General features: G+C 65.2%; 25 protein-coding genes. 16 read left to right on the top strand and 9 right to left on the bottom strand.

Translation table 11 applies throughout. The features are described from left to right. The first annotated feature begins 79 nt into the window (after positions 1–79). On the top strand, positions 80–1,054 hold the full coding sequence (locus tag AB4099_RS26740) for a LysR family transcriptional regulator (RefSeq protein WP_441480279.1): 975 nt from the start codon (positions 80–82) through the stop codon (positions 1,052–1,054). Between the two features lie 105 nt (positions 1,055–1,159). Continuing rightward, the gene (locus tag AB4099_RS26735) at positions 1,160–2,155 is read left to right on the top strand and encodes an SDR family oxidoreductase (RefSeq protein ID WP_113514383.1); all 996 of its coding nucleotides are present in this window, start codon (positions 1,160–1,162) and stop codon (positions 2,153–2,155) included. On the opposite strand, the gene AB4099_RS26730 is transcribed toward AB4099_RS26735, so the two are convergent. Beyond that, positions 2,139–2,747, bottom strand: a complete 609-nt coding sequence (locus AB4099_RS26730; protein ID WP_441480278.1) for a hypothetical protein — start codon at positions 2,745–2,747, stop codon at positions 2,139–2,141. The two genes, AB4099_RS26735 and AB4099_RS26730, sit on opposite strands and share 17 nt — an antisense overlap. Positions 2,748–3,106: 359 nt before the next feature. Here AB4099_RS26730 and AB4099_RS26725 point away from each other — a divergent pair, with 359 nt between their 5' ends. Then, positions 3,107–3,238, top strand: a complete 132-nt coding sequence (locus AB4099_RS26725; protein ID WP_441480277.1) for a hypothetical protein — start codon at positions 3,107–3,109, stop codon at positions 3,236–3,238. A 40-nt stretch (positions 3,239–3,278) separates the two neighbouring features. Here the strand turns inward: AB4099_RS26725 and AB4099_RS26720 are convergent, their stop codons facing one another. Beyond that, positions 3,279–3,527, bottom strand: coding sequence for a hypothetical protein (locus AB4099_RS26720; RefSeq protein WP_441480276.1), 249 nt, complete (start codon positions 3,525–3,527; stop codon positions 3,279–3,281). A gap of 459 nt (positions 3,528–3,986) precedes the next feature. Between AB4099_RS26720 and AB4099_RS26715 the strand changes: the two genes are divergently transcribed. Further along, on the top strand, positions 3,987–4,490 hold the full coding sequence (locus AB4099_RS26715; RefSeq protein ID WP_113514379.1) for a YciE/YciF ferroxidase family protein: 504 nt from the start codon (positions 3,987–3,989) through the stop codon (positions 4,488–4,490). Positions 4,491–4,656: 166 nt separating this feature from the next. On the opposite strand, the gene AB4099_RS26710 is transcribed toward AB4099_RS26715, so the two are convergent. Beyond that, the gene (locus AB4099_RS26710; RefSeq protein WP_113514377.1) at positions 4,657–5,679 is read right to left on the bottom strand and encodes a methyltransferase; all 1,023 of its coding nucleotides are present in this window, start codon (positions 5,677–5,679) and stop codon (positions 4,657–4,659) included. Between the two features lie 504 nt (positions 5,680–6,183). Between AB4099_RS26710 and AB4099_RS26705 the strand changes: the two genes are divergently transcribed. From AB4099_RS26705 to AB4099_RS26680, 6 genes are all read left to right on the top strand, one after another. Continuing rightward, positions 6,184–7,812 (top strand): peptide ABC transporter substrate-binding protein, encoded by a 1,629-nt coding sequence (locus AB4099_RS26705; RefSeq protein ID WP_441480275.1) that lies wholly within the window; start codon positions 6,184–6,186, stop codon positions 7,810–7,812. 40 nt (positions 7,813–7,852) lie between these two features. Further along, on the top strand, positions 7,853–8,722 hold the full coding sequence (locus AB4099_RS26700; RefSeq protein ID WP_441480274.1) for an ABC transporter permease: 870 nt from the start codon (positions 7,853–7,855) through the stop codon (positions 8,720–8,722). Continuing rightward, entirely contained in the window at positions 8,715–9,626 is a 912-nt protein-coding gene (locus AB4099_RS26695; protein WP_113514371.1) for an ABC transporter permease, read from the top strand. Before AB4099_RS26700 ends, AB4099_RS26695 begins: the two co-directional genes overlap by 8 nt. 5 nt (positions 9,627–9,631) lie before the next feature. Continuing rightward, positions 9,632–10,669: an ABC transporter ATP-binding protein gene (locus tag AB4099_RS26690; RefSeq protein WP_441480273.1), complete on the top strand. Its 1,038-nt coding sequence runs from the start codon at positions 9,632–9,634 to the stop codon at positions 10,667–10,669. Continuing rightward, on the top strand, positions 10,647–11,741 hold the full coding sequence (locus AB4099_RS26685; RefSeq protein ID WP_441480272.1) for an ABC transporter ATP-binding protein: 1,095 nt from the start codon (positions 10,647–10,649) through the stop codon (positions 11,739–11,741). Before AB4099_RS26690 ends, AB4099_RS26685 begins: the two co-directional genes overlap by 23 nt. A 75-nt stretch (positions 11,742–11,816) precedes the next feature. Further along, a complete protein-coding gene (locus AB4099_RS26680; RefSeq protein WP_441480271.1) occupies positions 11,817–13,259 on the top strand; it encodes a S41 family peptidase in 1,443 nt (480 codons plus the stop codon). Between the two features lie 29 nt (positions 13,260–13,288). On the opposite strand, the gene AB4099_RS26675 is transcribed toward AB4099_RS26680, so the two are convergent. Continuing rightward, the gene (locus AB4099_RS26675) at positions 13,289–14,167 is read right to left on the bottom strand and encodes a LysR substrate-binding domain-containing protein (RefSeq protein ID WP_113514363.1); all 879 of its coding nucleotides are present in this window, start codon (positions 14,165–14,167) and stop codon (positions 13,289–13,291) included. Positions 14,168–14,351: 184 nt separating this feature from the next. Here AB4099_RS26675 and AB4099_RS26670 point away from each other — a divergent pair, with 184 nt between their 5' ends. The 3 genes from AB4099_RS26670 (at position 14,352) to AB4099_RS26660 (ending at position 16,564) form a co-directional block, all read left to right on the top strand. Continuing rightward, complete coding sequence (locus AB4099_RS26670; RefSeq protein WP_441480270.1) at positions 14,352–15,641, top strand: TolB-like translocation protein; 1,290 nt, start codon at positions 14,352–14,354, stop codon at positions 15,639–15,641. A 312-nt stretch (positions 15,642–15,953) separates the two neighbouring features. After that, complete coding sequence (locus tag AB4099_RS26665; protein WP_441480269.1) at positions 15,954–16,127, top strand: hypothetical protein; 174 nt, start codon at positions 15,954–15,956, stop codon at positions 16,125–16,127. A 44-nt stretch (positions 16,128–16,171) separates the two neighbouring features. Then, complete coding sequence (locus tag AB4099_RS26660) at positions 16,172–16,564, top strand: hypothetical protein (RefSeq protein ID WP_441480268.1); 393 nt, start codon at positions 16,172–16,174, stop codon at positions 16,562–16,564. Between the two features lie 998 nt (positions 16,565–17,562). Here the strand turns inward: AB4099_RS26660 and AB4099_RS26655 are convergent. Beyond that, on the bottom strand, positions 17,563–17,814 hold the full coding sequence (locus tag AB4099_RS26655; protein WP_441480267.1) for a hypothetical protein: 252 nt from the start codon (positions 17,812–17,814) through the stop codon (positions 17,563–17,565). 246 nt (positions 17,815–18,060) lie between these two features. Here AB4099_RS26655 and AB4099_RS26650 point away from each other — a divergent pair, with 246 nt between their 5' ends. The 3 genes from AB4099_RS26650 (at position 18,061) to AB4099_RS26640 (ending at position 21,340) form a co-directional block, all read left to right on the top strand. Next, positions 18,061–20,298, top strand: coding sequence for a calcium-binding protein (locus AB4099_RS26650; protein ID WP_441480266.1), 2,238 nt, complete (start codon positions 18,061–18,063; stop codon positions 20,296–20,298). A gap of 332 nt (positions 20,299–20,630) precedes the next feature. Beyond that, a complete protein-coding gene (locus AB4099_RS26645; protein WP_441480265.1) occupies positions 20,631–21,059 on the top strand; it encodes a helix-turn-helix domain-containing protein in 429 nt (142 codons plus the stop codon). Then, positions 21,056–21,340, top strand: a complete 285-nt coding sequence (locus tag AB4099_RS26640; protein ID WP_113518571.1) for a BrnA antitoxin family protein — start codon at positions 21,056–21,058, stop codon at positions 21,338–21,340. Before AB4099_RS26645 ends, AB4099_RS26640 begins: the two co-directional genes overlap by 4 nt. A 101-nt stretch (positions 21,341–21,441) precedes the next feature. On the opposite strand, the gene AB4099_RS26635 is transcribed toward AB4099_RS26640, so the two are convergent. From AB4099_RS26635 to AB4099_RS26620, 4 genes are all read right to left on the bottom strand, one after another. Continuing rightward, positions 21,442–21,702: a DUF7696 family protein gene (locus AB4099_RS26635; protein WP_113518572.1), complete on the bottom strand. Its 261-nt coding sequence runs from the start codon at positions 21,700–21,702 to the stop codon at positions 21,442–21,444. Positions 21,703–21,872: 170 nt separating this feature from the next. Next, entirely contained in the window at positions 21,873–22,121 is a 249-nt protein-coding gene (locus AB4099_RS26630) for a hypothetical protein (RefSeq protein WP_441480264.1), read from the bottom strand. 267 nt (positions 22,122–22,388) lie between these two features. Beyond that, complete coding sequence (locus AB4099_RS26625) at positions 22,389–22,919, bottom strand: carboxymuconolactone decarboxylase family protein (RefSeq protein ID WP_441480263.1); 531 nt, start codon at positions 22,917–22,919, stop codon at positions 22,389–22,391. A 14-nt stretch (positions 22,920–22,933) separates the two neighbouring features. Continuing rightward, positions 22,934–23,887 carry an NmrA/HSCARG family protein gene (locus AB4099_RS26620; protein WP_441480262.1) on the bottom strand — a complete coding sequence of 318 codons (954 nt, stop codon included), beginning with the start codon at positions 23,885–23,887 and terminating at the stop codon, positions 22,934–22,936. Between the last annotated feature and the right edge of the window lie 41 nt (positions 23,888–23,928).

Raw genomic sequence — 23,928 nt, 5'->3', positions numbered from 1 at the left:
TCGATAGCCCTTGCCTTTCCATCCGTCGAAATCATAGTCTCTCTAGGGTCAATCAGCTTTTTGCATGGGCATGTTCTTCATGGGCCTGGACAGCGAAGCGCTTCTGACTTTCGTCACCATCCATCAGGCCAATGGCTTTTCCAGCGCTGCGGAGGTTCTCGGCCGTTCGCAGCCGGCGATCAGCCGGCGCATCGCCTTGCTCGAGGATGAACTCGGCGTGCCGGTCTTCGAGCGCGCTCCCGGGGGCGTGGTGCTGAGCGAAGCCGGCCGCGCGCTGTTGCCCCACGCCGAACGCGTGCTGGCCGCGCTGCGCGATGCGGAGAGCGCGATCAAGGCGATGCGCACGGAGGTCGCCGGCCGCGTCGCGATCGTGGCGGTCGGCACACTTGCCGGCACGAACCTGACAGCGGTTCTCAAGCGCTTCGCTGCCGATCATCCGAAGGTCGATCTCGCGATCAGCACCGCGACCAGCGCCGAGGTGAGCGACCGGGTCCGGCGCGGCGAAGCGATGCTCGGGCTTCGCTATCTCCTCGACCTCGCACCGGATCTCGTCTGCGAGCATATCGCCTCGGAGACCATGGCCGTGGTCTGTTCCGCGGAGCATCGTTTCGCGGGCAGGCGGCTCACGTCGCTCGCGGCGCTGCGCCATGAATCCTGGTTCGCATTTCGCAACGCCTATGATCAGCGCGAGACCTTCGCGGACAACATCTTCGCGCAGTTTCAGGAACGCGGCATCGGCGAGATCCGCTGGACATCGATCGACAGCCTGAATGCGATGAAGCGGCTGGTCGAGGCCGGCCTCGGCATCGCATTGCTGCCGGAAAGCGCGATCGACGAGGAGCGGCGGCTTGGCTCGCTCGCGACAATCCCGGTCGCGGACCTGAGCGTCGCCAATCCGATTTATGCCGTTCTGCGCCGAGGCGGCTATCTCAGTCCTGCCACGCTCCATTTGCTGGCGCTGCTGCGCACCGCGCCTGGCCTCGCGAACGGCCCTTTGATTGCGCGGCAGGACAAAGAGGAGCCGCTGCCGGCAGACAGGCCCCGACAGGGATGAGCGGCAGCTCACGGATCGGCTGATGCGCGCCGATCCCGTCCCGGTCGGGGAACCTGGGCCGGCGCCGCCCGTTCAACTCCGAAATGCGATGAGACGGAGGCCACGATGGCAAAATCCACGACCAAGCCTCGCGTGAAGCCCGAAAGCGCGGCGAACTCCACCATCCAGCAGCAGCGCCGGATCCAGAGGCAGGTCGCACAGTCGGATTCCAGGCCGACCAAGGCGAAATCCGGAGCGATGCAGGCGGGGGCGCGACGCTATCCCGAGCCGCCCTTCCGGAAGCAGCATCAGGCCAAGCCCGGCTCGGAGGCCGTGCTCGATCCGGCCCCGATGTATGAAGCGCCTTATTACAAGGGCTCGGGCAAGCTCGAGGGCAAGGTCGCCATCATCACGGGCGGCGATTCCGGCATCGGGCGCTCGGTCGCCGTGCTCTTTGCCCGCGAAGGCGCCGATGTTGCGATCCTGCATCTCGGTGAGGCTGGGGACGCGAAGCTGACCGGGCAGGCGATCGAAGCCGAAGGCCGGCGCTGCCTGGTGATCCCCGGCGATGTCCGGGACGCGGCCTTCTGCCGAAAGGCGGTGGCAAAGGTCGTCAAGGCCTTCGGCAAGCTCGACGTGCTCGTCAACAACGCCGCCTTCCAGGTCCATTCCGCCCGCTTCGAGGATCTGAGCGAGGAGCATTTCGACACGACGCTGAAGACCAATCTCTACGGCTATTTCCACATGGCGCAGGCGGCCCTCGAACATATGAAAGTCGGCGGCGCCATCGTGAATTCCGGTTCCGTCACCGGGCTGATGGGCAGTGAGGCGCTGATCGATTATTCCATGACGAAGGGCGGCATCCACGCCTTTACCCGCGCGCTTGCCGCCCATCTCGTGCCGCGCGGCATTAGGGTCAACGCGGTCGCGCCCGGGCCGGTCTGGACGCCCCTCAATCCCTCCGACAAGACGGCCGAGGATGTCGCGACATTCGGGGCGCAGACGCCGATGAAGCGCCCGGCCCAGCCTGAGGAGATCGCGCCGGCCTATGTCTTCCTCGCCTCGCCGCACTGCTCCAGCTACATCACCGGGGAAATCCTCCCGATCATCGGCGGCTATTAGCCGGCGCGGACGAATCTGAGCCGATATCCGGCGGTGTTGTTAAAGGAGCGTCGCTCTGGCGCTTCGGGCCTCCCATCGCACCGATGACGATGTCGGCGGCATCGGATGGCGTCATCGACCCGGTGTCGATCCGAAGCGCGGGACGCGGCATCTGGTCTGTGCAGGCCGCCATGGCGGGCCGCAACTCGCGCAGCAACGCGACGGACCGGAGCTTGCCGAACTCGGCCCGGCTCGCAGCGACGAGGCGACGCTCCTGTTCCGCCCCGTCCAACTCAAGCGCGACGAAGAGCACGTCGCCGCCAGAAGCGGTGACGACTTGCGACAGCCTTTGCGGAAAATCAGGTGCGACCGTGGGTTCCGGCGCGAAGGTGAAGACAAGCGAGCGCCCTGCGGCCGCAGCCGACGAGATGATCTCCAGCCAGACGCTCTCGCGCAGGCGGATGAACTCCTCCGAACCAAATGGGAAGATAGAGGCGACCGCATCCACGACAAGGTGGTTATGGAACAACGACAGGCCCGTTCGTTCAGCGATCAGGCGGCCGATCGTCAGTTTGCCCGAGGCGACCGGGCCATAGAGAAAGAGCAGTTGCATGGCGGAAACCTAGCTTAGGAAATCGCGGCGTCCCACCCCAAACCGCCGTTTCCGTCAGCGATCAGCATTTCATCGAACAGCATGAAGCAGGCGCTGGCTTTCAGGCGCCGGGGCCTGCTTGCTGCCGACAAAGGCATTCGCCTTCGCTGTCCAAAGGCCTGGCCGGTCATGCGGCTGTCGGTGAACGCCCAGCCATGCCGACTGCAGGCATCGCTCGGAATCCTGGGAGGCCTTCGAGCGCTTGCCGAGCGAGCACGATGCCGCGCGGCCCTCTTATCGGGACGCCGCACGGAACCCGAGCGTGCCGTCCAGGGTTAGTACAAAAGTTGTGGTGTTCATTATGCCCGGGCGGTCCTGCCATGCGCTCGCGCTCTCTGAAACTCGATATCCTCATCTGGCTGATCGTCTTGGTGCTCGTCGCGGGGGCGGGCGTGATGCTGTTCCGCACCGGGCAGGTTCCCCCGCCGCCCGCGCGCATCTATCGGGACTGAGCGAGCCGCCCAGTCCCGGGGAATGCCGATAGCGCCTGTCTCAGCCCGAGCGCTTCTTCGGGGCGGGGGCTGGATGTGGAATGGCGGCCTCTTGCGGGTTGCCTTGGCCGGCATGCTTGATCGAGGCCGTCCCCTCGTGCTCGTCAGCCTCGAACGGGGCATGCGGCCCGGTCTGGTGCTGCGACAAGGGGCTTGGGCCGGCGCGACGCTGTTCCTGTGCGCCCGACTGTCCCGGGCGTTGCGCCGTGCGATAAGGCACCGGCGCGTCCGTGTGCTTCTCCGTGGCCATCGCCATCACCTCATGTTTCACAAATCCCGGGAGGAGGGAGTTCGGCTGCCTTGTCGGGGCTCTGCCCCGCCGGTGTCCGATCCCGTCTCTGCTCGCCGCGCGTGCCCTGGCCCTTGCCCTGCTCGCCATGTCCCGGGGACAGGGTATTCGGGGTCTCAGCGGTGGGAATTTTCCGTCCGTAACCGTCTCGCATCATGGCCTCCCGTGTCGTCAGGCCCAGCTTGCGCATGCAACGTCGCGGCATGGGCGAGGTTCCAGCGCGCTGATGTCACAGGCCGGCCGCCGGAAAAGGAGGGGCGGGTGCTCGCTTCCCCACCAGCTGCGCAAGGAACCCGGGGGCGAGGGCCGCCACCCTCTGAGCGCGCCGTGGCGTGGAACAGGCCGCCGGCCAACACGTTGCTCCCGGCAGGAAGCGCGCCGGTCCAGCGGCGTCGGCGGGGTCAGAACCAGGAGGATGGAATGGGACTTTTTTCCAAGGACATCAAGACGATGGACGATCTTTTTGTCCATACGCTTCAGGACATCTATTACGCCGAGAAGCAGATCCACAAGTCGCTGCCGAAGATGATCGAGAAGGCCACGGACACGCAGCTGAAGCAGGGACTTACCGCCCATCGCAGTGAAACCGAAGGCCATATCAAGCGGCTCGAGCAGGTGTTCAAGCTACACGGCGCGGAGGCCAAGGGCGTCGATTGCCCGGCCATCGACGGCATCCTGGAGGAAGCCGACGAAGTTCTCGGCGAGGTCGCCGACAAGCAGGTGGTCGATGCCGCGATCATCGCCTGCGCGCAGGCGGTCGAGCATTACGAGATCACGCGCTATGGCACGCTTGTCGCATGGGCCAAGCAGCTCGGCCGGAACGATTGCGCCACCCTGCTGCAGCAGAATCTCGACGAGGAATTCGCAGCCGACAAGAAGCTCAGCAAGCTCGCGGAATCGGGCATCAACCGGAAGGCGGCCTAGCCCTCCGTAGCCGACAGCCCTGAGAGCTGCGCCACGCCGCCACCTCTCTAGGCCACCTCTCGGCGCCACCACTTTGGCCCCGCCGTTTCACCGCGGCGGGGCCATGCGTTTGAGGTATTTGGCCTGCGAACCCGCGCCTTGCAGGCGCTGGCGACTGATAGGACGGCTATTTATAGGCGATCGCGGCGCTTGATGGGCCGGTGAGCCTGACGGTCTCGAACGCCCTGAACCCGGCCTCGCGACACCACCCGGCAAAGTCGGCGGCGGTATAATCGAAGGCGTCGCCGCATTCGATCAGCATGTTGAGCGACATCAGCAGGCCGAAGGCGTTTTCGCGCCTGGCATCGTCGATCAGCGTCTCGATCACCACGAAGGCACCGCCCGGCGGCAGCGCATCATAAGCCTTCCGGATCAGCGCCTTCTTCGTCGCAAGGTTCCAGTCATGCAGGATCATCCCCATGGTGATGACATCCGCTTGGGGCAGTGAATCCGTGAAGAAGTCGCCGCCGACGGCCGTGACCCGGTCGGTCAGGCCCGTCTGTTCGATCCTGCGCATGGCGATCGGCACGACCTTGGGCAGATCGAAGCTGGTGCAGCGAAGATGCGGATGGGCTGCCGCAACGGTGCAGGCGAGCAACCCGGTCGCACCGCCGACATCGCAAAGGGTGCTGTATTTGGAGAAGTCGAACGCCCCCGCAAACGCCTTGAAATTACCCGCCGAGATGCCGGACATCGCGTTCATGAACTGCTCGAGCCGCGCCTGGTCGGCATAGAGCGTCGCAAACAGCGGTTCCCCGGACACCTTGGTTTCGTTCTGCGCCTTGCCGGTCCTGAGCGCCTCGGTGAGGTCGCCCCAGAAGCGGTAGAGACGGGCATTCGCCATCTCGAGGATGCCGCCGATATAGGCGGGGCTGTCCCGGTCCAGGAAAAACCCGCTCTCCGGCGTATTCGCATAGCGCGCCTCGGGACCATCGCCGTCGCGTTCGAGGAATTTGAGCGCAACCAGCGCGTCGGGAAAATCCGGAACGGCACGCGGACTGAGCTGCAAGGCCGCGGCGATGTCCTGGCCGGTCAGCGGTTGGCTGGCGAGTTTGGTGAAGAGGCCGAGCTCGACGGCCGAAAGCAGCGTCTTCGAGGCAAAGAACCCCATTCCGACCTGCATGATAGGCGACGGATCAAGCCCGGACATGATGGCCCTCTTGCTCGTCGGTTTCGCCCCCGGGGGCATGGCTCGTGGCGACGCCGATCCTAGCACAGCTGGCCGCCAACCCCGACGCTTGCCGCAAGGCGCGCGGTGTGGGCGGCGTTGGCGTGGGCCCTTTCGAGAGAGGGGCCCTGAGGGGCTTTGCCGGGAGCTGCCTCTGCCACCATGCGCCACAGGGCTTTCCGCCCCGGGATGGGCGGCTGCTTCAATCCGCTGGCCCGGTTTCGCTGTGGCCCAGCCCGGGGGCGCGCGGCAGTTGGCCGTATATCATTTCCGCATAGAGATGTTCCGTAAAAGAATTTTTCCGTATTTCCTCGGGGCTCTATCCTCTGCCTTCTCCGTCCTGCGGCCCCGGCTCTGGACGGCTCCGGGCGGCGCTCCGCCCCAAGATCAGAAGAGTCAGGGCCATCACCTGAGACTGGCGACTGGGTACCTTTGCGACGACGGCTCGACGTTCCAGCGGAGCGTTGCCGATTTTGGGAGTGGAACATGAAACAGAGCAGGTTTTTGGTTGGCGCTGCATTGCAGGCTGCAGCGATGGTGGGAGCCCTGGCGGCGGGCACGACCGCCGGTCAGGCCCAGACGTCGCAGCCGGGTTGGGTCTCCGTTTCGGCCTGCACACCGGCAGGACCGCTGATTCCGACCAACACGACCGAGACCTGCGGCTCCGACGTCCTGCAGCCGATCCTTGCCGGGCTCGTGACGAACGACGCGAAAACCGGTGCGATCATCGACGATATCGCCGAGGCGATCACGACCACTGACAACAAGACCTGGAGGATCAAGCTCCGGAACGGGCGCAAGTTTCACGATGGAACCGAGGTTCTGGCCCGGAACTTCGTCGATGCCTGGAACTGGGCGGCCTACGGGCCGAATGGCCAGTCGAACAACGACTGGTTCTCCGTCATCGTCGGCTATGGCGATCTCAATCCGAAGGCGGCCAAGGGCGAGAAGCCGCCGGTTCCCGCCACCAAGGCGATGAGCGGGCTCAAGGTCCTCAACGACCATGAATTCCAGGTCGAGCTGAAGCTTCCCGTGCCGGTCTTCAAGTCTCAGCTGAGCTACAAGGCCTTCTACCCGATGCCGGATTCGTTCTTCGCCGATCCGGCGGCCTTCGGCAGGAAACCGGTCGGCGCCGGGCCGTTCCAGCTCGTCTCCGGGACGCCGGATACCGGCTACAAGCTCGCGGCCTTCCCGGGCTATGGCGGGCCGGCCAAGCCGTCGATCAAGGGCGTCGATCTCAGGATCTATACGAGCCGGGAGGCGGCCTATAACGATCTCGTGGCCGGCAATCTCGACCTGCTGCGCGACATTCCGGCGTCAAAACTCGTCGCCGATCTCTGGAAGCGCGACCTGCGCGGCCGCGCCGTGGTCCAGCCGCGCGCGAACATCCAGGCGCTCGGCATGCCCTATACCGATGCCAACCCGCACTTGCTGAAGCCGGCGATCCGGCAGGCGCTGTCGATGGCGATCGACCGCAAGGCGATCGTCGAGATTCTCTTCAACGGCATCGGGCAGCCCGCGACCGGCTGGGTGCCGCCCGGCGTCGAGGGCTATCAGCCCGGCGCCTGCGGCGAGTATTGCAGCTTCAATCCCGAAAAGGCCAAGGAATTGCTGGCCAAGGCGGGCGGCTACAAGGGCGATATCAAGGTCTATTATGCCGGCGACAGCGAGGTGAAATCCGCGATGGATGCGGTCTGCAACAGCATCCAGAACACGCTCGGCATCACCTGCGTCACCTCGGCCCTCTCCGACAACGCCGCGTTCCGCTCCTATACCCGGTCGGGCAAGGTCGACGGCCTGTTTCCATCGAACTGGACCATGGATTACCCGTCGATCGACAATGCGCTGGTGCCGCTCTACTCGAAGGAGGGCACCTCCAACCGCGGCGCCTATGAGAGCGCAGCCTTCGACGCCCTGCTGGACAAGGCCGCGACGGAAGATTCGAGCGCCGCGATCAAGACCTATCAGGAGGCCGAGCGCCTGCTGATTGCCGACATGCCGCGCGTGCCGCTCTGGAACCCGGCCATGACCGTCGGGCATTCCCCGAAGGTGCGCTCGGTCACGCTCTATGCGAACGGCCGCATCGACTACTCCGCGCTGGCGCTGAAGGAATGAGGCGGGGCAGCCGCCACGGCCGGGAAACGCGAGCGAAGACATGACAGGCTATATCCTGCGCCGGCTTCTGCAGTTCATTCCGGTGTTCCTGGGCACGACCTTCATCGTGTTCTTCCTGGCCTGGGGGATGCCGGGGGATCCACTCGCGGGCAAATGCGGCGATCGCGAGTGCCCCGACGCCTTCGTCGCGGCCGCCACCGAGGAGTTCAAGCTCGATCGGCCCCTGATCGTCCGCTACGGCTACTATCTGGCCGATCTTGGCCGGGGCTATCTCGGGCGCTCCTTCACGGGGCGGGATGTTTCGGAGCAGCTGCTCGCGGCCTTTCCCGCCACGATCCGCCTGGCGCTGCTCGCCGTGCTGATCGAGGTGCTGCTCGGGGTGACGATCGGCGTCTTCGCGGCGCTGCGGCCAGGCAGGACATTCGACACCGCAACCACGCTGATCGGGCTGGTGATCATTGCCTTCCCCGGCTTCGTCGTCGCCAACCTGGCGCAGCTCGTCTTCGGCGTGCGGCTCGGCTGGTTTCCGGTGACGGTCAGCGACCCCACCAGCCTGTACGAGCTGTTGCTGCCGGCGATCGTCCTGGCGCTGGCGCATCAGGTCACGCTGTCGCGGCTGACGCGGTCGGCGGTGATCGAGAGCATGCAAAGCGACTATGTGCGCACCGCCCGCACCAAGGGGCTGAGCGAAGCACGTGTCGTCGGCGTGCACGCCCTGCGCAACAGCCTGATTCCGGCCGTGACCTATGTCGGCAAGGACATCGGCGGATTGATCGTCCAGTCGATCCGCAGCCATGACGGCATCACCATCGTCGGCGCCGTCACCGTGATCGTGGTCGCCTATCTCGTCATCAATCTCCTCGTCGACCTCTCCTACGCGCTCCTGGACCCACGGATCCACTATGACTGATCTGCTTCAGGCCACGCCGCGCGCCGCGAAAGACGGCGTCGAGCCGCGCCGGCGCAACCGCTCGCTCACCGGCGAGGCGCTGGCCCTGCTCGGCAGGTCGCCGCTCGTCTGGGTCGCCCTCGTCGTGCTCGCGATCCTCGCCGCGATGGCGATCGCGCCCGGCCTTTTCACCAATGTCGATCCGCAGCGCTGCATCCTGCTGAATTCGCGCAAGCCCCCGGCCTATGGCAGCTGGTTCGGCTTCGACATCCAGGGCTGCGACGTCTTCGCGCGGACGGTCTATGGAGCCCGCGCCTCGCTGGCCGTCGCGCTTCTCGCGACGCTTGGGAGCACGCTGATCGGCGGAGCCCTGGGGCTCGTGGCGGGCTTCAACGGCGGCATCATCGATGCGGTGATCTCGCGCGTCACCGATGTCGTCCTCGGTCTGCCCACCCTGCTCGGGGCCATCGTCATCCTCGCCACGCTGGGCAATACCGGCGGCGGCGTGCTGCGCCTGGCCTTGGTGCTCTCGCTGCTGGGCTGGGCCACCGAGGCGCGGCTGATGCGCGCCAGCGTGCTTCAGATCCGGAACGCCGAATATGTCCGCGCCGCGCGCGTTGCCGGGGCGAGCAGCCTATGGATTGCTCTGCGCCACGTGCTGCCGAACGCTGTCGCCCCGCTGCTCGTCCTCGCGACGCTCTCGCTCGGCAGCTATGTCGGAACCGAAGCGACGCTCTCCTATCTCGGTCTCGGCTTGCAGCCGCCGACCATTTCCTGGGGCACTGCGATCAGCGATGCCCAGCCCTATCTCGCCAGCGCGCCGCATATGCTGATGTTCCCGAGCCTGGTGCTGACCGTGACCGTCCTGGCCCTGGTCATGCTCGGCGAAGCCGTCCGCCGCGCCTTCGACCCTCGCTCGCGGTGACAACGATGCCCGGCAGCACAATGATTGGCTTCAAGACAACCAGTGGCGGGGAGCCGCTTCTCGAGGTGGAGGCGCTCTCGGTGGCGCTGGGGCGCGGCGCAGGCGCGATCCCGATCGTGGCGGACCTCTCCTTCCAGGTGCGCCCCGGCGAGGTCGTCGCCGTGATCGGTGAATCCGGCGCCGGCAAGAGCATGTCCGCCCTTGCGATCATGGATATCCTGCCGCCAACCGCGGGCGTGACCGGCGGAAGCATCCGCTTCATGGGCGAGGACCTCCTGACCATGCCGGCGCAGCGGCGGCGGATGCTTCGGGGTTCCAGAATGGCGATGGTGCATCAGGATGCGCCGACCGCGCTCAACCCGGTCTATTCCATCGGCTGGCAGATCGCCGAGATGTTCCGGGTCCATCGCGGGGCGACCGCGGCTGACGCCCGGCGCGAGGCCATCGCCCTGATGAAGAAGGTCGGCCTGCCGAACGCCGAGGAGCGGGCAGGCGCCTATCCGCATCAATTCTCGGGCGGCATGCGCCAGCGCGCCATGATCGCAATGGCGATCGCGCTCGAGCCTGCCTTCCTGATCGCGGACGAGCCGACCACGGCGCTGGACGTGACCGTGCAACGGCAGATTCTCGACCTGCTCGTGGGCTTGCAGCAGGAACGCGGCATGGGGCTGCTGCTGATCACGCATGATTTCGGCGTCGTCGCCGAGGTCGCCGACCGCGTCATCGTGCTCTATGCCGGCCGCGTCGTTGAGACGGGCACTCCGGACGAGATCCTGACCAACCCGGCCCATCCCTATGCGAGAGCGCTGGCGGCCTGCGTTCCGCATCTCGATAGCAGCGTGGAGACGCTGCCTTCGATCCCCGGCATGTCCGCCAGTCTCGCGACCGCCGGACCGGGATGCGCATTCGCGCCGCGCTGCCCGCTACGCCGGCCGATTTGCCTCGAAACGCGCCCCGCCTTGCGCGAGATCGCGCCCGGCCGGCGTGCCGCATGCCATTTCAGTGAAGAGGTTCTCGCCGATGACAGCCGCGCCGTCGCCTAGAGCGGCCGACGCCTCGCCGCCGCTGATCGAGGTCAACGGTCTGGTCTGCCACTACCCGGTTCGTGGCGGTCTGCTGCGGCGCCAGGTCGGGGCGATCCAGGCGGTGTCGGACGTCTCCTTTTCGGTCAGGCGAGGGGAGGCACTCGGCATCGTCGGCGAGTCCGGCTGTGGAAAGTCCTCGCTGCTGAACGCCCTGCTGCGCCTGGTTCCGGCCACCGGCGGATCGTTCCTCTATGAGGGCAGCGACGTCCTCAAGATGAACGCGCGCGAATTGCGGCGCTGGCGCCAGGACGTGCAGCTGGTCTTCCAGAATCCGTTCGCATCGCTGGATCCGCGCATGACGGTGCACAAAATCGTCGAGGAGCCGCTTCGCATCGCCGGGCTCTTTCCGCACGCGGCGGAACGGCATGAGCGCGTTCTGGCGATGCTCGAGAAGGTCGGACTGGCTCAGCAGCACGGCGAGCGCTATCCGCACCAGCTCTCCGGCGGCCAGCGCCAGCGCGTCGGCATCGCGCGCAGTCTCATCCTGGAACCAAAAGTCCTGTTTCTCGACGAGCCCGTCTCGGCGCTCGACGTCTCGGTTCAGGCCCAGGTCCTCAATCTGCTCGGAGAATTGCGCCGGGACCTCGGCCTGACCTTCGTCTTCATCGGCCACGACCTCTCGGTCGTTCGCTATGTCAGCGACCGGATCGCCGTCATGTATCTCGGCCGTATCGTCGAGATGGGCCCCCGCGACGCCATCTTCTCGCAGCCGCGCCATCCCTACACGATGGCCCTGATCTCGGCGATTCCGCAGGCCAGGGCGCGCCAGGCGGCCCGGCAGGGCCAGCGCATCACGCTCCAGGGCGACCCGCCCAATCCGGCCGATCCGCCGTCCGGTTGCCATTTCCGGACACGCTGCTGGAAAGCCACGGATCTTTGCGCACGCGTCAGCCCGGAGCTCACCTCGGGCGGTGACGCGGACATGCATTTCGCGGCCTGCCACCATCCCGAGCCGGCGCCGCAGGGCGTCGAGATCGGCCTGCCTCCCGGTCGGTCCCGTGCGGCGCCGGAGCTTCGCGAGCGTCAGTGAAAGGCTGCCGGCGCAGACACGCCCGCGATCGCCAAAGCCCATCAATGAAGTCGACCGTCAGAACAGTTGGATTGCATGACCGCCTTCGCAGCCTTCCTGAATAACCGCCTCGTCGAGCCGGGTCCGCTTGAACGACTGATCGCCGCCGAGGAGGCCCGGGCCGACCTGGAAACGTTGCGGGAGATCATTCGCACCCGCCATTCCTATGTGGCGGCCGTCGGCTATCCCTATGAACGGGCCATCGACGCCATGGCTGAGCGGCTTCCGGAACGGGTCTCGGTCCGCAATCTCACGCTCCAGGTCCAGAAGCTCGTCCAGCATCTCGGCGATTCACATGCCCAGGTCGTCGACTGGATGCAGGTCCTGCCGGATGGCTACAGCCCGGTCGCGATCGGCATCGAACACAACCTGGCCTTTGCCTATGATCCGGACACGCGGCGCCTGCTCGATGGCGAGCATCCATTCGTCAGGTCGATCGACGGCCTGCCGTTCTTCCAATGGCTGGAGCGAGCCGGCGACATCACGAGCGGCCCCTACGCCTCGCGCTCGCAACGCCTCGCCCGCAGCCTGCGGCTGCTTCGCCATGTCAGCTATATGCGCCGGGAGCTTGGACTGCCGGCTGAGCCGAACATCGCATTCGAGCTCTGCGACGCGAGCAATCATTCGGTCAGAACGGTCATGGTGCCCGTCGCGGCGGCGCAGATGGCGCCCGGGCCGTTGTTGCCGCTGCCGACCGAAAGCGGCATCCGGCCGGGGAATATCGGCTATCTCCGCATCCATTCCCAGAACGACAGCGCGCTGGCCGCACGCATCGACCAGTTGATGGCGCCGCTGCGCGACACGGATGCGCTGATCATCGATGCGCGGCAATGTGGCGGCGGGACGCGGGAATGCCTGTCGGCGCTCTTTCCCTATTTCATGACGCCGGAAGACGGCCCCTATATCCATAATGTCGCAAGGCTGCGGGCCCCGGCGCAGACCCCGCTGCAGACCCTCATCGACCTCCTCAAGGTTGATGACAAGGCGATGTCCTATCGGGCCGACCCGGGCCTTCCTGCCGCCGACAGGATGGCGCTCGAGGCGCTTCTTGCCGGGTTCGAGCCGCAATGGCAGGTGCCGGACGACGACTTCACCGACTGGTATTTCGGGGTGCTGCCCGCGGTTGCCGGCAAGCCGCACTATGACCGGCCGGTCTATGTCCTGATGGACTGGGGCGTCGGCAGCGCCGGCGACATCTTCGTGTCGACCTTCAAGGGCTGGCGGAACGTTACGCTGGTCGGCTCGGCCAGCAACGGGCGCAGCGGCAACAGCATCCCGTTCCTGCTGCCGCAGAGCCGCATCAGGGTGAGGCTGTCGACGATGGCCTCCTTCCAGAAGAGCGGGGAGATGTATGACGGCTTCGGCATCGCTCCCGACATCGCCATGGAAGCCCGGATGTCGGATTGGCTCGGCAAAACCGATACGATCCTCGACCGCGTCATGGCCATGGCACGCCGGGACAGGCCGAAAGCGGCATGACGCCCGGCATCGCGCGACGATGCCGGGGCCTATGACACAAGCATCTCGGAAAAGGCCTTGGTCAGCATGGACGGAGCCATGGTGATCGATTGCGCCAGCAACACCTCGACCGGGATGGGCGGGTTCAGGTCCTTGATCGCGAACTGTCCCGAGAACGTATTGGCGATGAAGGGATTGACGACGCCGATCCCGACGCCCGCGGCGACGAGCGCGCAGATGGTGATCGACGAATTGGTTTCCACCGCGACATCCTCGGGATAGCCGTTCTCGCCCAGCAGTTCGCGCATCCGGATGACGATGTTGTCGGAGTCGTTGAGCAGGATCAGCCTGAAGCGCTGGAGCGTGTCGAGATCGACCGAGGGCAGGCGCGCGAGTTCATGGTCGTGGGGCACGATGCAGACGGCCTTGGCCCGGGCGATCGTCGAGCATTGAAACAACGCCGTATCCATCGCCCCGGTCGTGAGGGCGAGGTCGATCAGCTCCTGGCGCAGGTGTTCCTCGAGCTGGGGCGTCGGCACGGTCTGCAGGCTGATGAAGGTGCCGGGGAAGCGCTGCATGAAGCGCTCGATCACCTTCGGCAGCAGCCCCGTGGCGAGCGTCGGCGTGCTGCCGATGCGCAGCACGCCTGCACCCGATTTCCTGAGGATGCCGACCACGGTTTCGATCTTCGCGAGCCCTTCGAAATGCTTGCGGACCGACTGGTAGAGATGGCGCCCTTCGCGTGTCGGGCGCAGCCGCCCGTGATGGAGCTCGAAGAGCTGCACGCCGGTGGCCTGCTGCAGGTCGGCGAGCTTGCGGCTGATCGAGGGCTGGGTGGTGTTGAGCGCGATCGCGGCCTTGGTCGTCGTGCCGGTTTCCATGACCGTCTTGAAGACCTGAATCTGCTGGAAATTCAGTGGCCTGCCCATGAATGTTGTCCTCCCAGACGCCTGCGTCAGCATATATCATTTCTGTATAAAGACGTTTCAAAAAAGAATTTTTCGTATTCCCCCAAAATCCTATTCTCGTCGCCTGTTCGCTTCGCCGGTTCGGCGGAAGCAACCGCTACGGGCGGCGCTCCGCCCGGATCTCTCGAGAGCACAAGTGACGCCGATGCATAGTCTGGTTCAACCGATCCCGCGAACCTGTCCGATTTCGCGGATCGGCAATGGCGCCGGCCATTACTTCTTCGGCTATTACGACAAGACCAATTGGGGTGCGGGGAATCGTGTCCTGCTCGGGCACCGCGTCGCGGCACGCGATTTCGAGCTGGCGCCCGATAGCGTCGCCGAAATCGGCTATTTCGACCTCGCAGGGAGCGGCGATTTCCATGCCTGCGGCCGCACGACGGCCTGGAACTGGCAGATGGGCAGCCAGCTGCAATGGCTCGACGCGGCACGCAGCGAGAGGCTGATCTATAATATCCGCACCGATGGAAGCACCGGCCTCTATCCCGGCTTCGGTTCCGTCATCTTCGACCGCGCCAGCGGCCGCTCGCGCCAGTTGGACACGCCGATCTATGTCGCGGCCCCCAATGGCCGCTACGCGCTGACGGTCGACTATGAACGGCTCTACGTCACCCACAAGACGATCGGCTATGCCGGTCTCGCCGGGCGCCGCGCCGACCTGCAGCCTTGCCCGGGGGACGACGGAATCCACCATCTCGATCTCGAGACCGGGGAAACCAGGCTGCTCGTCAGCTATGCCGATCTGAAGGCGCTGGATCACCGCCCATCCATGGACAAGGCGATCCACTGGGTCAGCCATATCGAGATCAATCCGTCCTCCAGCCGCATCCTCTTCCTGCATCGCTGGACCGAGCGCGTCGAGGACGAGACCTGTTTCCTGCATCGGCTGATCACCATGGATCCCGATGGCGGCAGCATCAGGCTGCTGGAGTGCTCGGACCATCCGCTGCCGCAGCTGCAGGACGACTTCGACCCGACCGCGGTCGGCACCTTCGACTACGAGAAGTCCGAATACCAGATCTCCCATCCGCTCTGGCGCGATGACCATCACATCATCGTCTGGGGCCCGCATGCCGGCGCGATCCACTACCATCTCTACGAAGATGCCGAGCCTGCCCTGGTCTCCATCGTCGGCAAGGGCGTGCTCACCGAAAACGGGCACATGACCTATTCGCCGGTCGATCAGCGCTGGCTGCTGACCGACACCTATCCCGACCCTGTCAGCAATGAGCGGATCCTGATCCTCTACGACGTCGCCAACGACATCCGCTACGATATCGGCACCCTCTATGCCGACCCGAAGCTGACAAAGGAGAACCGCTGCGACCTGCATCCGCGGTGGAGCCAGGACGGCAGAACCGTCTGCATCGACTCGATGCACGAGCATGAGCGGCAGATCTATGCGATCGACGTCTCGGCGATCGTCGGGCCATGACCTGACGGCTGCTTTGCCAGGTCGGCGGCAACTCCCCGTCGCGACGCCGATCCCGACGCGGTTGCCGTCCAATCTCGCCGCCTGCCGCGGGCGGCGGGCCCTCACCGAGATGAGGGCCTGCCTTAAGCAGGCTTGACCAAACCTGGCGCGTTCCTGCTGCCTGCGGGCTGTATCATTGACGCAACGTGAGGAGAAAAGCTCGCAACTCGCCCTTGGTCGATCTTGCAACCCATGAGCGCATCTGCAGGAATGAACTGCAGCTTGCGATCCAGCATCCAGGCCGAAGCGTTTTGCGGGCAGGAGGCTCGGGTGATGGCGGAGCAGGCGGGCGGGGCGCAGGGCACTGCGCCGGGCGATCTGAGCGCGGGCCGCTCCGAGCATGCCGATCAGACCGCCTTGGCCATTCCCGGCGGTATCCCCTGGCTGATGAGCCGGAGCCCCGAGATCGCGCGAGTGCCGCCGCCTGCCGCATTAGATCTGGCGTAACGCCGAGAAATCCAATCAAGCGCCCGTTTCGGGCAGGGGGGCACGTGAATTCTGGACGATTGATCTGCTGCGCCGCGCTGACGCTATTCGCAGGGGGCTGCAACACAACCACGGTCACGACCAAAGCGAATACTCCGGTCATCGTGTCTGCATTGGGGATGTATTCGGTCTCCGGCTGTAACAGCTGGGAGCCGCCTGAGACGACGCTGACCACGCGGCCGACAAACGGGCGCGTGCAGACGGCTTTAAAGGCATTTCCCATCACGGAGAAGGGCCACCCCTGTGAGGGCAAGGTGATCGATCGCCGGCTGGTGGCCTATGTTCCGAGCGCCGGATTTCGGGGGCAGGACAGCTTCACTATGAAATATGATTTCATCACCAATGACGGCGGCGGGCGCGGCACGCGGCAGAGTACTTTCATCGTCGATGTAAAATGAGGCTCCGAGCAGGGACAGTGGTCGCAAGGGCCAGAGGTCGGGGACGAGGGAGAAGGTCGCGACGGTGATTGCGCTGTTCGGCGGCCCCGAGCGACGTTCCGCGCAGGAATGATCTGAAGCTTGCGCTTCAGCGTCCAGCCCGCGGCGTTCTGCGGGCAGGAAATTGGGGGAGCATTATGACGTTGGCTAAGTTGCGAGCGCTTTTCATAGCTTATGAGAGCAGATTTAGAGCGCTTGCCATAGCTCATGAGAAGAGCTTCAGGATGCTGTTTGGTTCAACATTCATGCTGGCTTTAGCATTGCTGTATCTCATTATGTTCGACGTCGAGTCTCGGGGGGAGACTTTACAGTTTATGACTTTTGTCGGTGTGAGCGGGGGAGTGGGGTCGTATCTGGCGGATAAGGTCGTCTCCTGATCGATGCAGAGACTGCTCGCCCTTGGCGGGCGGCGCCAGTCTGTGCTGTGAAGGTCCAAGAGAGGGCGCGCCGAGGCCGCCCGAGGGGCCGTTGGGGCGTGTCCCGGTTCTGACCCGACTGCGCTGAAGCCCGCCGCCTGCCATCTTGCTGTCATTCCAGTATTCGCGGAATGTGCTGGCATTCGGGGGAGGGGGCGGCAAGAAATCGACCTGCGATTGCATTCTTGTACCGCGTCCCAGGTGTGGCGCTTAAGCAACTGGTGCCGAATACTTACGCCTCTGCAAGCCGAATTCATGCGTTTCTGCTTGTCCTTTGCCGGCAACGGCGCGAGCCTCCGCCCGTCGTTTGAGAGTGCGTGAGGGAGTTGCCCATGAATGCGCAATCAAGATCCGACCTGACGATGACGCGTTGTCACTGGGTTCTGTTCCGGACAGCGATCGTCGTGATCCTCGCAGCAGCCGTGTTGGCGCCGCTGACCCGGTGACGGGAAAGCGCCGGCACGGTGCTGGATAAGATGCCCCGATCCGGTCGGCATATCTGGATCGGGGTCATGCTCGCGATCATTCTCGTGGTCTACGCGTTTACGCATCCGTTCCGGATTGTCCTGCTCCGCGCGCTGGGCTATTGAGCGGATCGGCCGCCAGTGCGACGGCGCGCGCGTCGGGCGGCACGAGCTTGCCGCCAAGGGGCTCGTGGAAGGCGTGGGCGAAGCTCGCCGCGCGAGAGCAGATCCGTAGGGCGCCATAACGCCTGATCGGTACCGCGCGGCTGGTGACGGTCCATTCGCCGGATGATCGGGCCTCCACCTGGGCGGCAGCGAAGGAGCGGTCCATTCCTGCGGCTCAACCAGGTCAATTCTCCATCCTACACGCTCCAAACTGACATTACGCTGACAGGTCCCGTCAGCTTCGCGCGCGCGCGCTTCGGATATGCAGCGCTGTTGCCAGGGGGCGATCGCGCCCCCTGATCGTGACAGCGCGGCCGGACGGTTGATGAAGACCAGACGCGGGCATCTGCGTCCGTCCGCCAAGAAATCCATGGGCTCCCCGGGGGCATTTCCACCAATTCGGAGCAGGATCATGGCCAATATCGACGGCACAACTGGAGACGACACTCTCTTTGGCACGGAAGACGCCGACCTCATCCGTGGTTTGGCGGGCGCCGATTTCATCCTCGGCTTCGGCGGCAATGATACGCTTGAAGGCGGTGACGGTGACGATCAATTGGCCGGCGGCGGCGGCGCCGACGCGCTGCAAGGCGGCGCCGGCAATGACACGCTCGCGGGCGACTCCAATTTCGAGATCGCGGGCGTGGACACGCTCACCGGCGGCGCCGGCAATGACAGGTTCGAATGGGACCCGTTCGGGGGAACCTCGACCGCGGCGCTGACCGATATCGTCACCGATTTCCAGGGCGCCGGGAACGCCATCGGCGATACGCTGGAGTTCGACGCCTTCAGTCCCGCAACGCGCTTCAGCTTCGGCGGGCAGCTCGCCGCCATGCCTTCGCTCGGCAGCGCGATCGGGACCAGTGGCGACGGGCTGGCGGCCGTCTCCTACGCATTCAATGGCGGCAACACCTTCGTGCTGGCCGATACCAACGACAATGGCAGCTATGATGTGGGCGATCTGACGATCCGCCTGAACGGCCAGCTCAACCTGGTCCAATCGGATTTCGGCAGCACGCGCTTCGTGATCGCCGGCACCAATGGTGCGGACACCTTGAACGGTACCCAGGGAAACGACACGATCCTGGGACTGGGCGGCAACGATACGATCAACGGCCGTGCCGGCGATGATGTCATCGAAGGTGGCAACGGCGCCGATACCCTGAATGGCGGTGACGGCATCGACCGCATCCAGGGCGGCAATGGCGCCGACACGATCAATGGCGGCGAAGGTCGCGACTTCCTGACAGGCGATGCCGGCAACGACACCATCGACGGCGGCGCCGGCGATGACGGCGTGCTGGCCGGCGGCGACGGAAACGATACGGTGTCAGGGGGCGCAGGCGACGACAATGTCGACGGTGACGATGGCGCCGACACGCTTTCGGGCGGCATCGGCGATGACGACATGTTTGGCGGTAACGGCTCCGACGCGATGTTCGGCGACGCAGGCGCCGACGAATTGTTCGGCGGCCGGGGCAATGATCAGTTGAGTGGCGGAGCGGGCGCCGACGAGCTGGAAGGCGAAGAAGGCGCCGACCGGATCGAGGGGGGCGCCGGCAACGACCAGTTCAACTTCAACGCCGGCGCCTTCCAGCCGGATTCGAGCTTCTCGGTGCGCGATTTCGTCGCCGATTTCCAGCGTGCCGGTCTGGCCGATGGCGATGTGCTCCAGCTCTCCGGCAGCGAATTCGCCTGGGTCGGGGCGATCAACGCCAATCCGCGCATCGGCGCGGCCCTGCCAGGCGGTGGCGATGAGCTGACGCAGCTGGGCTATATCCAGCGCGCCGGCAATACCTTCCTTGTGGCCGATACCAATGATGACGGCGTGCTCGATGCCGACGACTTCACGGTCGAATTCGCTGGCCTGCAGAACTTTACGACCGGCGATTTCACCAGCACCGATTTCGTCATCGCCGGCACGAATGGCGATGACGTCATCACCGGCACGCCGGAGGACGACCGGATCTTCGCCGCTGGCGGCAATGACCAGGTCACCGGCCTTGGCGGCAGCGACGAGATCCATGGCGGCGCCGGCGACGATATCCTCGATGGCGGCCCGGGCGGCTTCGACAACCTGTTCGGCGAGGCGGGCAACGACCGGCTGACGCTCGCGACGAGCGATGGCGGCGGGGTCGCCTCGGGCGGCGAGGGCGATGACGTCCTGTTCGGCAGCGACAGCTCCTTCAGCAATTTCGACAACAGCCTGCAGGGCGATGCCGGCAATGACGAGCTGCATGCCGGCGCGGTCGGCTCGGGCATGAACGGGGGAGCTGGCTCGGATCGGCTGATCAGCGGCGCGGCCGACGACCAGATGGAGGCCGGGCGCGACGAATTCGGCTTCGATCTCGACAATGCACAGGACCTCTTCGTCTACAGCGGAACCGGGCGCTGGAGCACGGAGGGCAGTTTCTTCGGCGACACCGTCTCCGGCTTCCAGGACGGCTCGGACCTGTTCGACCTGCGCGGCAGCGGCCTGCAGTTCTCCGACCTGTCGATCGTCAACGAGGACTTCCAGACGACGATCACCTCGGAGCGCGGGCAGATCACGCTCTTCGAGAGTTTTGGGCAGGAGGTTTTTCTCGACCAGGATGACTTCCTGTTCGGCCCGGCGCCCGCGCCGTTCTCGACCGATCCGCTGTTCATCTAAGGCATCGGCCCGAAAAGTGGATCGCGGTTTTCGGGAAAGCCGATGCCGGCGTCAAAGGTTCATCGGCCCGAAAAGTGGATCGCGGTTTTCGGGAAAGCCGATGCCGGCGTCAAAGGTTCATCGGCCCGAAAAGTGGATCGCGGTTTTCGGGAAAGCCGATGCGACCACAGAAAGTCGATGGTCTGGCAGCGTCGGACACAATCGGACTGACGGAGAAGGGGCGCCGGCAGGGGCGCTCCTTGGCTTTCAAGCGTGTCGCTTCCGACCAGGGGGCGGTCGCAAATGTGCTGGAAAAACTTGATACTCATCGCATATGGTGATAATATCACCATATGAAATCATATCAATGCCGAATGGCCCGAGCGGCCCTGAACTGGAGCATGCCTGAGCTGGCGCAGAAGGCCGGCGTCGGCGTCAACACCGTCAACCGTTTCGAGGCGGGCCAGGATGCAAGGATGAGCAGCGTCGAGAAGATGCAGGCCGCCTTGTCCGAAGCCGGCATCATCTTCATCCCAGAGAATGGCGAAGGCGCGGGCGTGCGGCTGCGGAAGGGCTTTGTGCCCACGGCTGTCCCGACAGCGTCACATGCCTCGCTCAAGGTCAGCGCCAGCACGGTGCGGGCCCGCGCCGCACGCGCGGTGGACCATGCCATGAGCGACATGGACGCAAGCACGGCCGAGAAGACGGAACGCCGCGAGCGTTTGACCAACGAGCCTGACGTCGTCAGGAAAGCCCGCAGCAAGAGCAGGGACGCATCATGAACCACGACAGACCGCGCCGGCCGACCAGCGCCCGCGACCAGGCGGAAGCCCTGTTCAAGCCGGCTGCCCCGAAGGCGCCGCCCGTGATCGAGAAGCGACCCGCGCTTCCCGGTGCGAAGGAAATGGTGACGCTGCGGATCGACCGCGATGTCCTCGATCATTTCCAGAGCGGCGGACCAGGCTGGCAGGACCGCGTCAATGACGCGCTGCGCCAGGCGGCGGGCCTCGTAGGGGACGACGTGCTGAAGCTGGACGACCTCAACTCGTCGAATGATGGCTGAGGCGACCGGCGACGGCCGGCCCAGATCCGGCTGGTCGACAAACCCCTGAACTGGCGTCACCATCACCGCGCGGCCGGCACCGGTCGCGGGGAGCGCCTTGGTCAGGTCTTGTTCTTGAGGCCGTGCAGGCGGATGATTTCGGCGCGGAGCTTGGCCACCGCCGCCTCGCCACGAACGCCCTTGATGCCGCGCTCTTCGCGATCGGTCGAGCCGGGAACGCCATCGAGGAAGGTGTTGCGCTTCGCGGTCGGCATCGCCAGCAGATAGGCGATCTCGCATTCGTGCCGCCATTCTTCCGACGAGGTCGAGACTTCGCGCCCGGCGAGATGTGACCAGGCGAAGGAAGGGGCAGGGGCAGACAAGGCGAATCTCCTGAAATGACAGGCTAAGCCTTAGCGATTCCCGTAGTGCCGTGACGAGCCGATCGTCGCGGCATCCTCACATGTTTCTGTCCAACTGCCGGTTCAGCGGCCGCATCCGCGTTAAGTTCGCCACCGCGATGAAAACCTGGAATCCCGAGCCCGACCTGGGCTCATGACGTCTGGCGCTGCGGCTGTTTCCTGTTCGCGCGTCGCTCGCTATTGCGGCGCCTCGCGCCAGTGCCTTGCCAGCCGCCGAGCATGTCGAAGACCTCCAGCCCATCCCACGCTTCGTCCTCCTGCGAGCGGCGTTTCGCCAGCGTCACGAGGGCCCAGGCCTTGCGCAGGACGCGGCCCAGAGCGGACGGCTGCGTCGGCGCGGGATGCGCGCCCGGCGCTCCGCCATCTTGCGGTCTTTGCATGAAATCGTCGCGCCTCACCCGGTGCTTGTTGCTTGGGCCTTCTTGCCGAAGGCCGGTTTTCTTCGGGCAGATCGTCGCGATTTCCAGGGCCAGCCGGAAGGTTTCAGATCACATCCACAACGCTCGATCCGCGATATCGATCGCGCTGTCACGGCCCCGAACCGGGTGGAGCCGCGCATTGGGACGTCCAGTCATCAAGATGAGATCGGCGGGCAAGGCCGCCCTTACCGCAGGGGAAAGCGGCCTTCCAAGGGGGAATAATGGACGTCAGATGTCCAGATCGGTTCGCGCGTAATTCAGGAAGTATCCCGTGAAGACCGTCGCCCCCAGGAACGCAAACGCGTCGGTCAGCTGCACATCGCTCCAGCCGCTCTTCCGAGCTGCCGTCCAGGTGGCGTCGGCAACGTATCCCGAATTGGCAGCGGATTCCCTGACCAGGCCGGCCAGCACATCGATCTTGGCGTCGTTTGTCGAGGTGCCCGTCGTCAAGGCCGTGCCCTGCTCTTCGGTCCAGCCATTCATCTGGGCGAGCCGACTGGCGATACGGGTCATATAGCCGTTACCGACTCCGGACGCGGCCGCGAGGGTCAGCGCCGCACCCACCTTCGGGTCGAAGCTGGTCTGCTCGGCAAGTACGGCCCGTAGCGACGTGTACGCCGTCAGGACCGCCGGAGAATGCGCCATCTGGGCATGCAGGTTCGCCGGGCGTCCCGTCGGGGTGGCCTGGACGATCTTGTGCAGGAGCGGCCGCGATGCGGCGGGGGCATCCTCGACTGTGTGGGTTGGGATCCGGCCCATCGGTATCACCTCGCTCACGGGGGGCTGAAGGCGTCGGACGCGCGGTCGTCCGGGGCGCCATCGTCTTGAGCGCCGTCGTCTTGAGCGGCGTCGTCCTGGGCGCCTTGGAGAAGCGTGTTCCAATCCTGCGCCTTCGCCCACGACGCGAAGTCGTGAAAGGCGACGTCGGGGAACTCACGGCGGAGCGCCGCGCGATCGAGGGTGTAGCCGACATGGTCGAACCACGCGTACATCTTGGCCCAGTCTTCACCCATGCGTTGGCGGATGACGTCCAGCGGGACCTGGACATAGGTGAAGGGACGACCGGTGACACGCGAGAGGATGGCGAGAACCTCGTTGCCCGTCAGTTCGTCGCCCCCGAGATCAAAGCGCTGACCTGCAAAGCGGCCTGGGTTCTCAAGCAGGCGAACGGCGACGGCCCCGATATCCGCGACGGCGACTTGCGCGAGCTTTCTCGTCGGCGGGAGCGGCGTGGCGTAGATGCCCTTCGCGAGCTGCTCCTTGCCGAAAGCGAGGTTCTCCATGAAATAGACGGGCGCCAGGACCGTGGCGCGCACGCCGATCCTGGCGATGTGCTTTTCGACCTCGTATTTGCTGTCGAAATGCGGGACGCCCGTCTGTCGATTGGCAGAGCCGACCGAGCTGAAGACGAGATGTACGCCTGCGGCCTTGGCTGCGTCCGCAGCCGAGATGCCCTGCCGCGTCTCGGCTTGCGGACCTCCTTCGAATGGCGTCGTCATCGCGAAGAGGGAGGTCGCTCCTTCGAGCGCCTTCGTGAGCGCGGCTGTGTCTTCGAGTGACGCGCGCACGACCGTGGCGCCTGCATGTGCGAGCGCTCTCGCCTTCGCGGAGTCGGTGCTGCGCGTGACGGCGCGAACCGCGTGACCGCGTTCGAGCAGGGTCTTCACCACCGCGCCACCTTGTTGGCCGGTGGCCCCCGTGACGACGACGACAAGCTTCTGATCCATGACCAATCTCCTTGCGCTGGACCGTCCCGGCAGACCGTCCT

The sequence above is a fragment of the Allobosea sp. 2KB_26 genome (assembly GCF_052115715.1).
GTDB lineage: Bacteria > Pseudomonadota > Alphaproteobacteria > Rhizobiales > Beijerinckiaceae > Allobosea.
This window is presented reverse-complemented; position numbering and strand designations above follow the sequence as displayed.

Coding starts and splice junctions, on each gene's coding strand:
- AB4099_RS26710 (WP_113514377.1), bottom strand. CDS start 5,679: ATGTCCGGGCTTGATCCGTCGCCTATCATGCAGGTCGGAATGGGGTTC.
- AB4099_RS26655 (WP_441480267.1), bottom strand. CDS start 17,814: ATGGACCGCTCCTTCGCTGCCGCCCAGGTGGAGGCCCGATCATCCGGC.
- AB4099_RS26725 (WP_441480277.1), top strand. CDS start 3,107: ATGCGCTCGCGCTCTCTGAAACTCGATATCCTCATCTGGCTGATCGTC.
- AB4099_RS26650 (WP_441480266.1), top strand. CDS start 18,061: ATGGCCAATATCGACGGCACAACTGGAGACGACACTCTCTTTGGCACG.
- AB4099_RS26675 (WP_113514363.1), bottom strand. CDS start 14,167: ATGGGCAGGCCACTGAATTTCCAGCAGATTCAGGTCTTCAAGACGGTC.
- AB4099_RS26645 (WP_441480265.1), top strand. CDS start 20,631: ATGAAATCATATCAATGCCGAATGGCCCGAGCGGCCCTGAACTGGAGC.
- AB4099_RS26640 (WP_113518571.1), top strand. CDS start 21,056: ATGAACCACGACAGACCGCGCCGGCCGACCAGCGCCCGCGACCAGGCG.
- AB4099_RS26625 (WP_441480263.1), bottom strand. CDS start 22,919: ATGGGCCGGATCCCAACCCACACAGTCGAGGATGCCCCCGCCGCATCG.
- AB4099_RS26680 (WP_441480271.1), top strand. CDS start 11,817: ATGACCGCCTTCGCAGCCTTCCTGAATAACCGCCTCGTCGAGCCGGGT.
- AB4099_RS26695 (WP_113514371.1), top strand. CDS start 8,715: ATGACTGATCTGCTTCAGGCCACGCCGCGCGCCGCGAAAGACGGCGTC.
- AB4099_RS26715 (WP_113514379.1), top strand. CDS start 3,987: ATGGGACTTTTTTCCAAGGACATCAAGACGATGGACGATCTTTTTGTC.
- AB4099_RS26690 (WP_441480273.1), top strand. CDS start 9,632: ATGCCCGGCAGCACAATGATTGGCTTCAAGACAACCAGTGGCGGGGAG.
- AB4099_RS26630 (WP_441480264.1), bottom strand. CDS start 22,121: ATGCAAAGACCGCAAGATGGCGGAGCGCCGGGCGCGCATCCCGCGCCG.
- AB4099_RS26720 (WP_441480276.1), bottom strand. CDS start 3,527: ATGGCCACGGAGAAGCACACGGACGCGCCGGTGCCTTATCGCACGGCG.
- AB4099_RS26670 (WP_441480270.1), top strand. CDS start 14,352: ATGCATAGTCTGGTTCAACCGATCCCGCGAACCTGTCCGATTTCGCGG.
- AB4099_RS26665 (WP_441480269.1), top strand. CDS start 15,954: ATGGCGGAGCAGGCGGGCGGGGCGCAGGGCACTGCGCCGGGCGATCTG.
- AB4099_RS26685 (WP_441480272.1), top strand. CDS start 10,647: ATGACAGCCGCGCCGTCGCCTAGAGCGGCCGACGCCTCGCCGCCGCTG.
- AB4099_RS26705 (WP_441480275.1), top strand. CDS start 6,184: ATGAAACAGAGCAGGTTTTTGGTTGGCGCTGCATTGCAGGCTGCAGCG.
- AB4099_RS26700 (WP_441480274.1), top strand. CDS start 7,853: ATGACAGGCTATATCCTGCGCCGGCTTCTGCAGTTCATTCCGGTGTTC.
- AB4099_RS26735 (WP_113514383.1), top strand. CDS start 1,160: ATGGCAAAATCCACGACCAAGCCTCGCGTGAAGCCCGAAAGCGCGGCG.
- AB4099_RS26740 (WP_441480279.1), top strand. CDS start 80: ATGGGCCTGGACAGCGAAGCGCTTCTGACTTTCGTCACCATCCATCAG.
- AB4099_RS26730 (WP_441480278.1), bottom strand. CDS start 2,747: ATGCAACTGCTCTTTCTCTATGGCCCGGTCGCCTCGGGCAAACTGACG.
- AB4099_RS26620 (WP_441480262.1), bottom strand. CDS start 23,887: ATGGATCAGAAGCTTGTCGTCGTCGTCACGGGGGCCACCGGCCAACAA.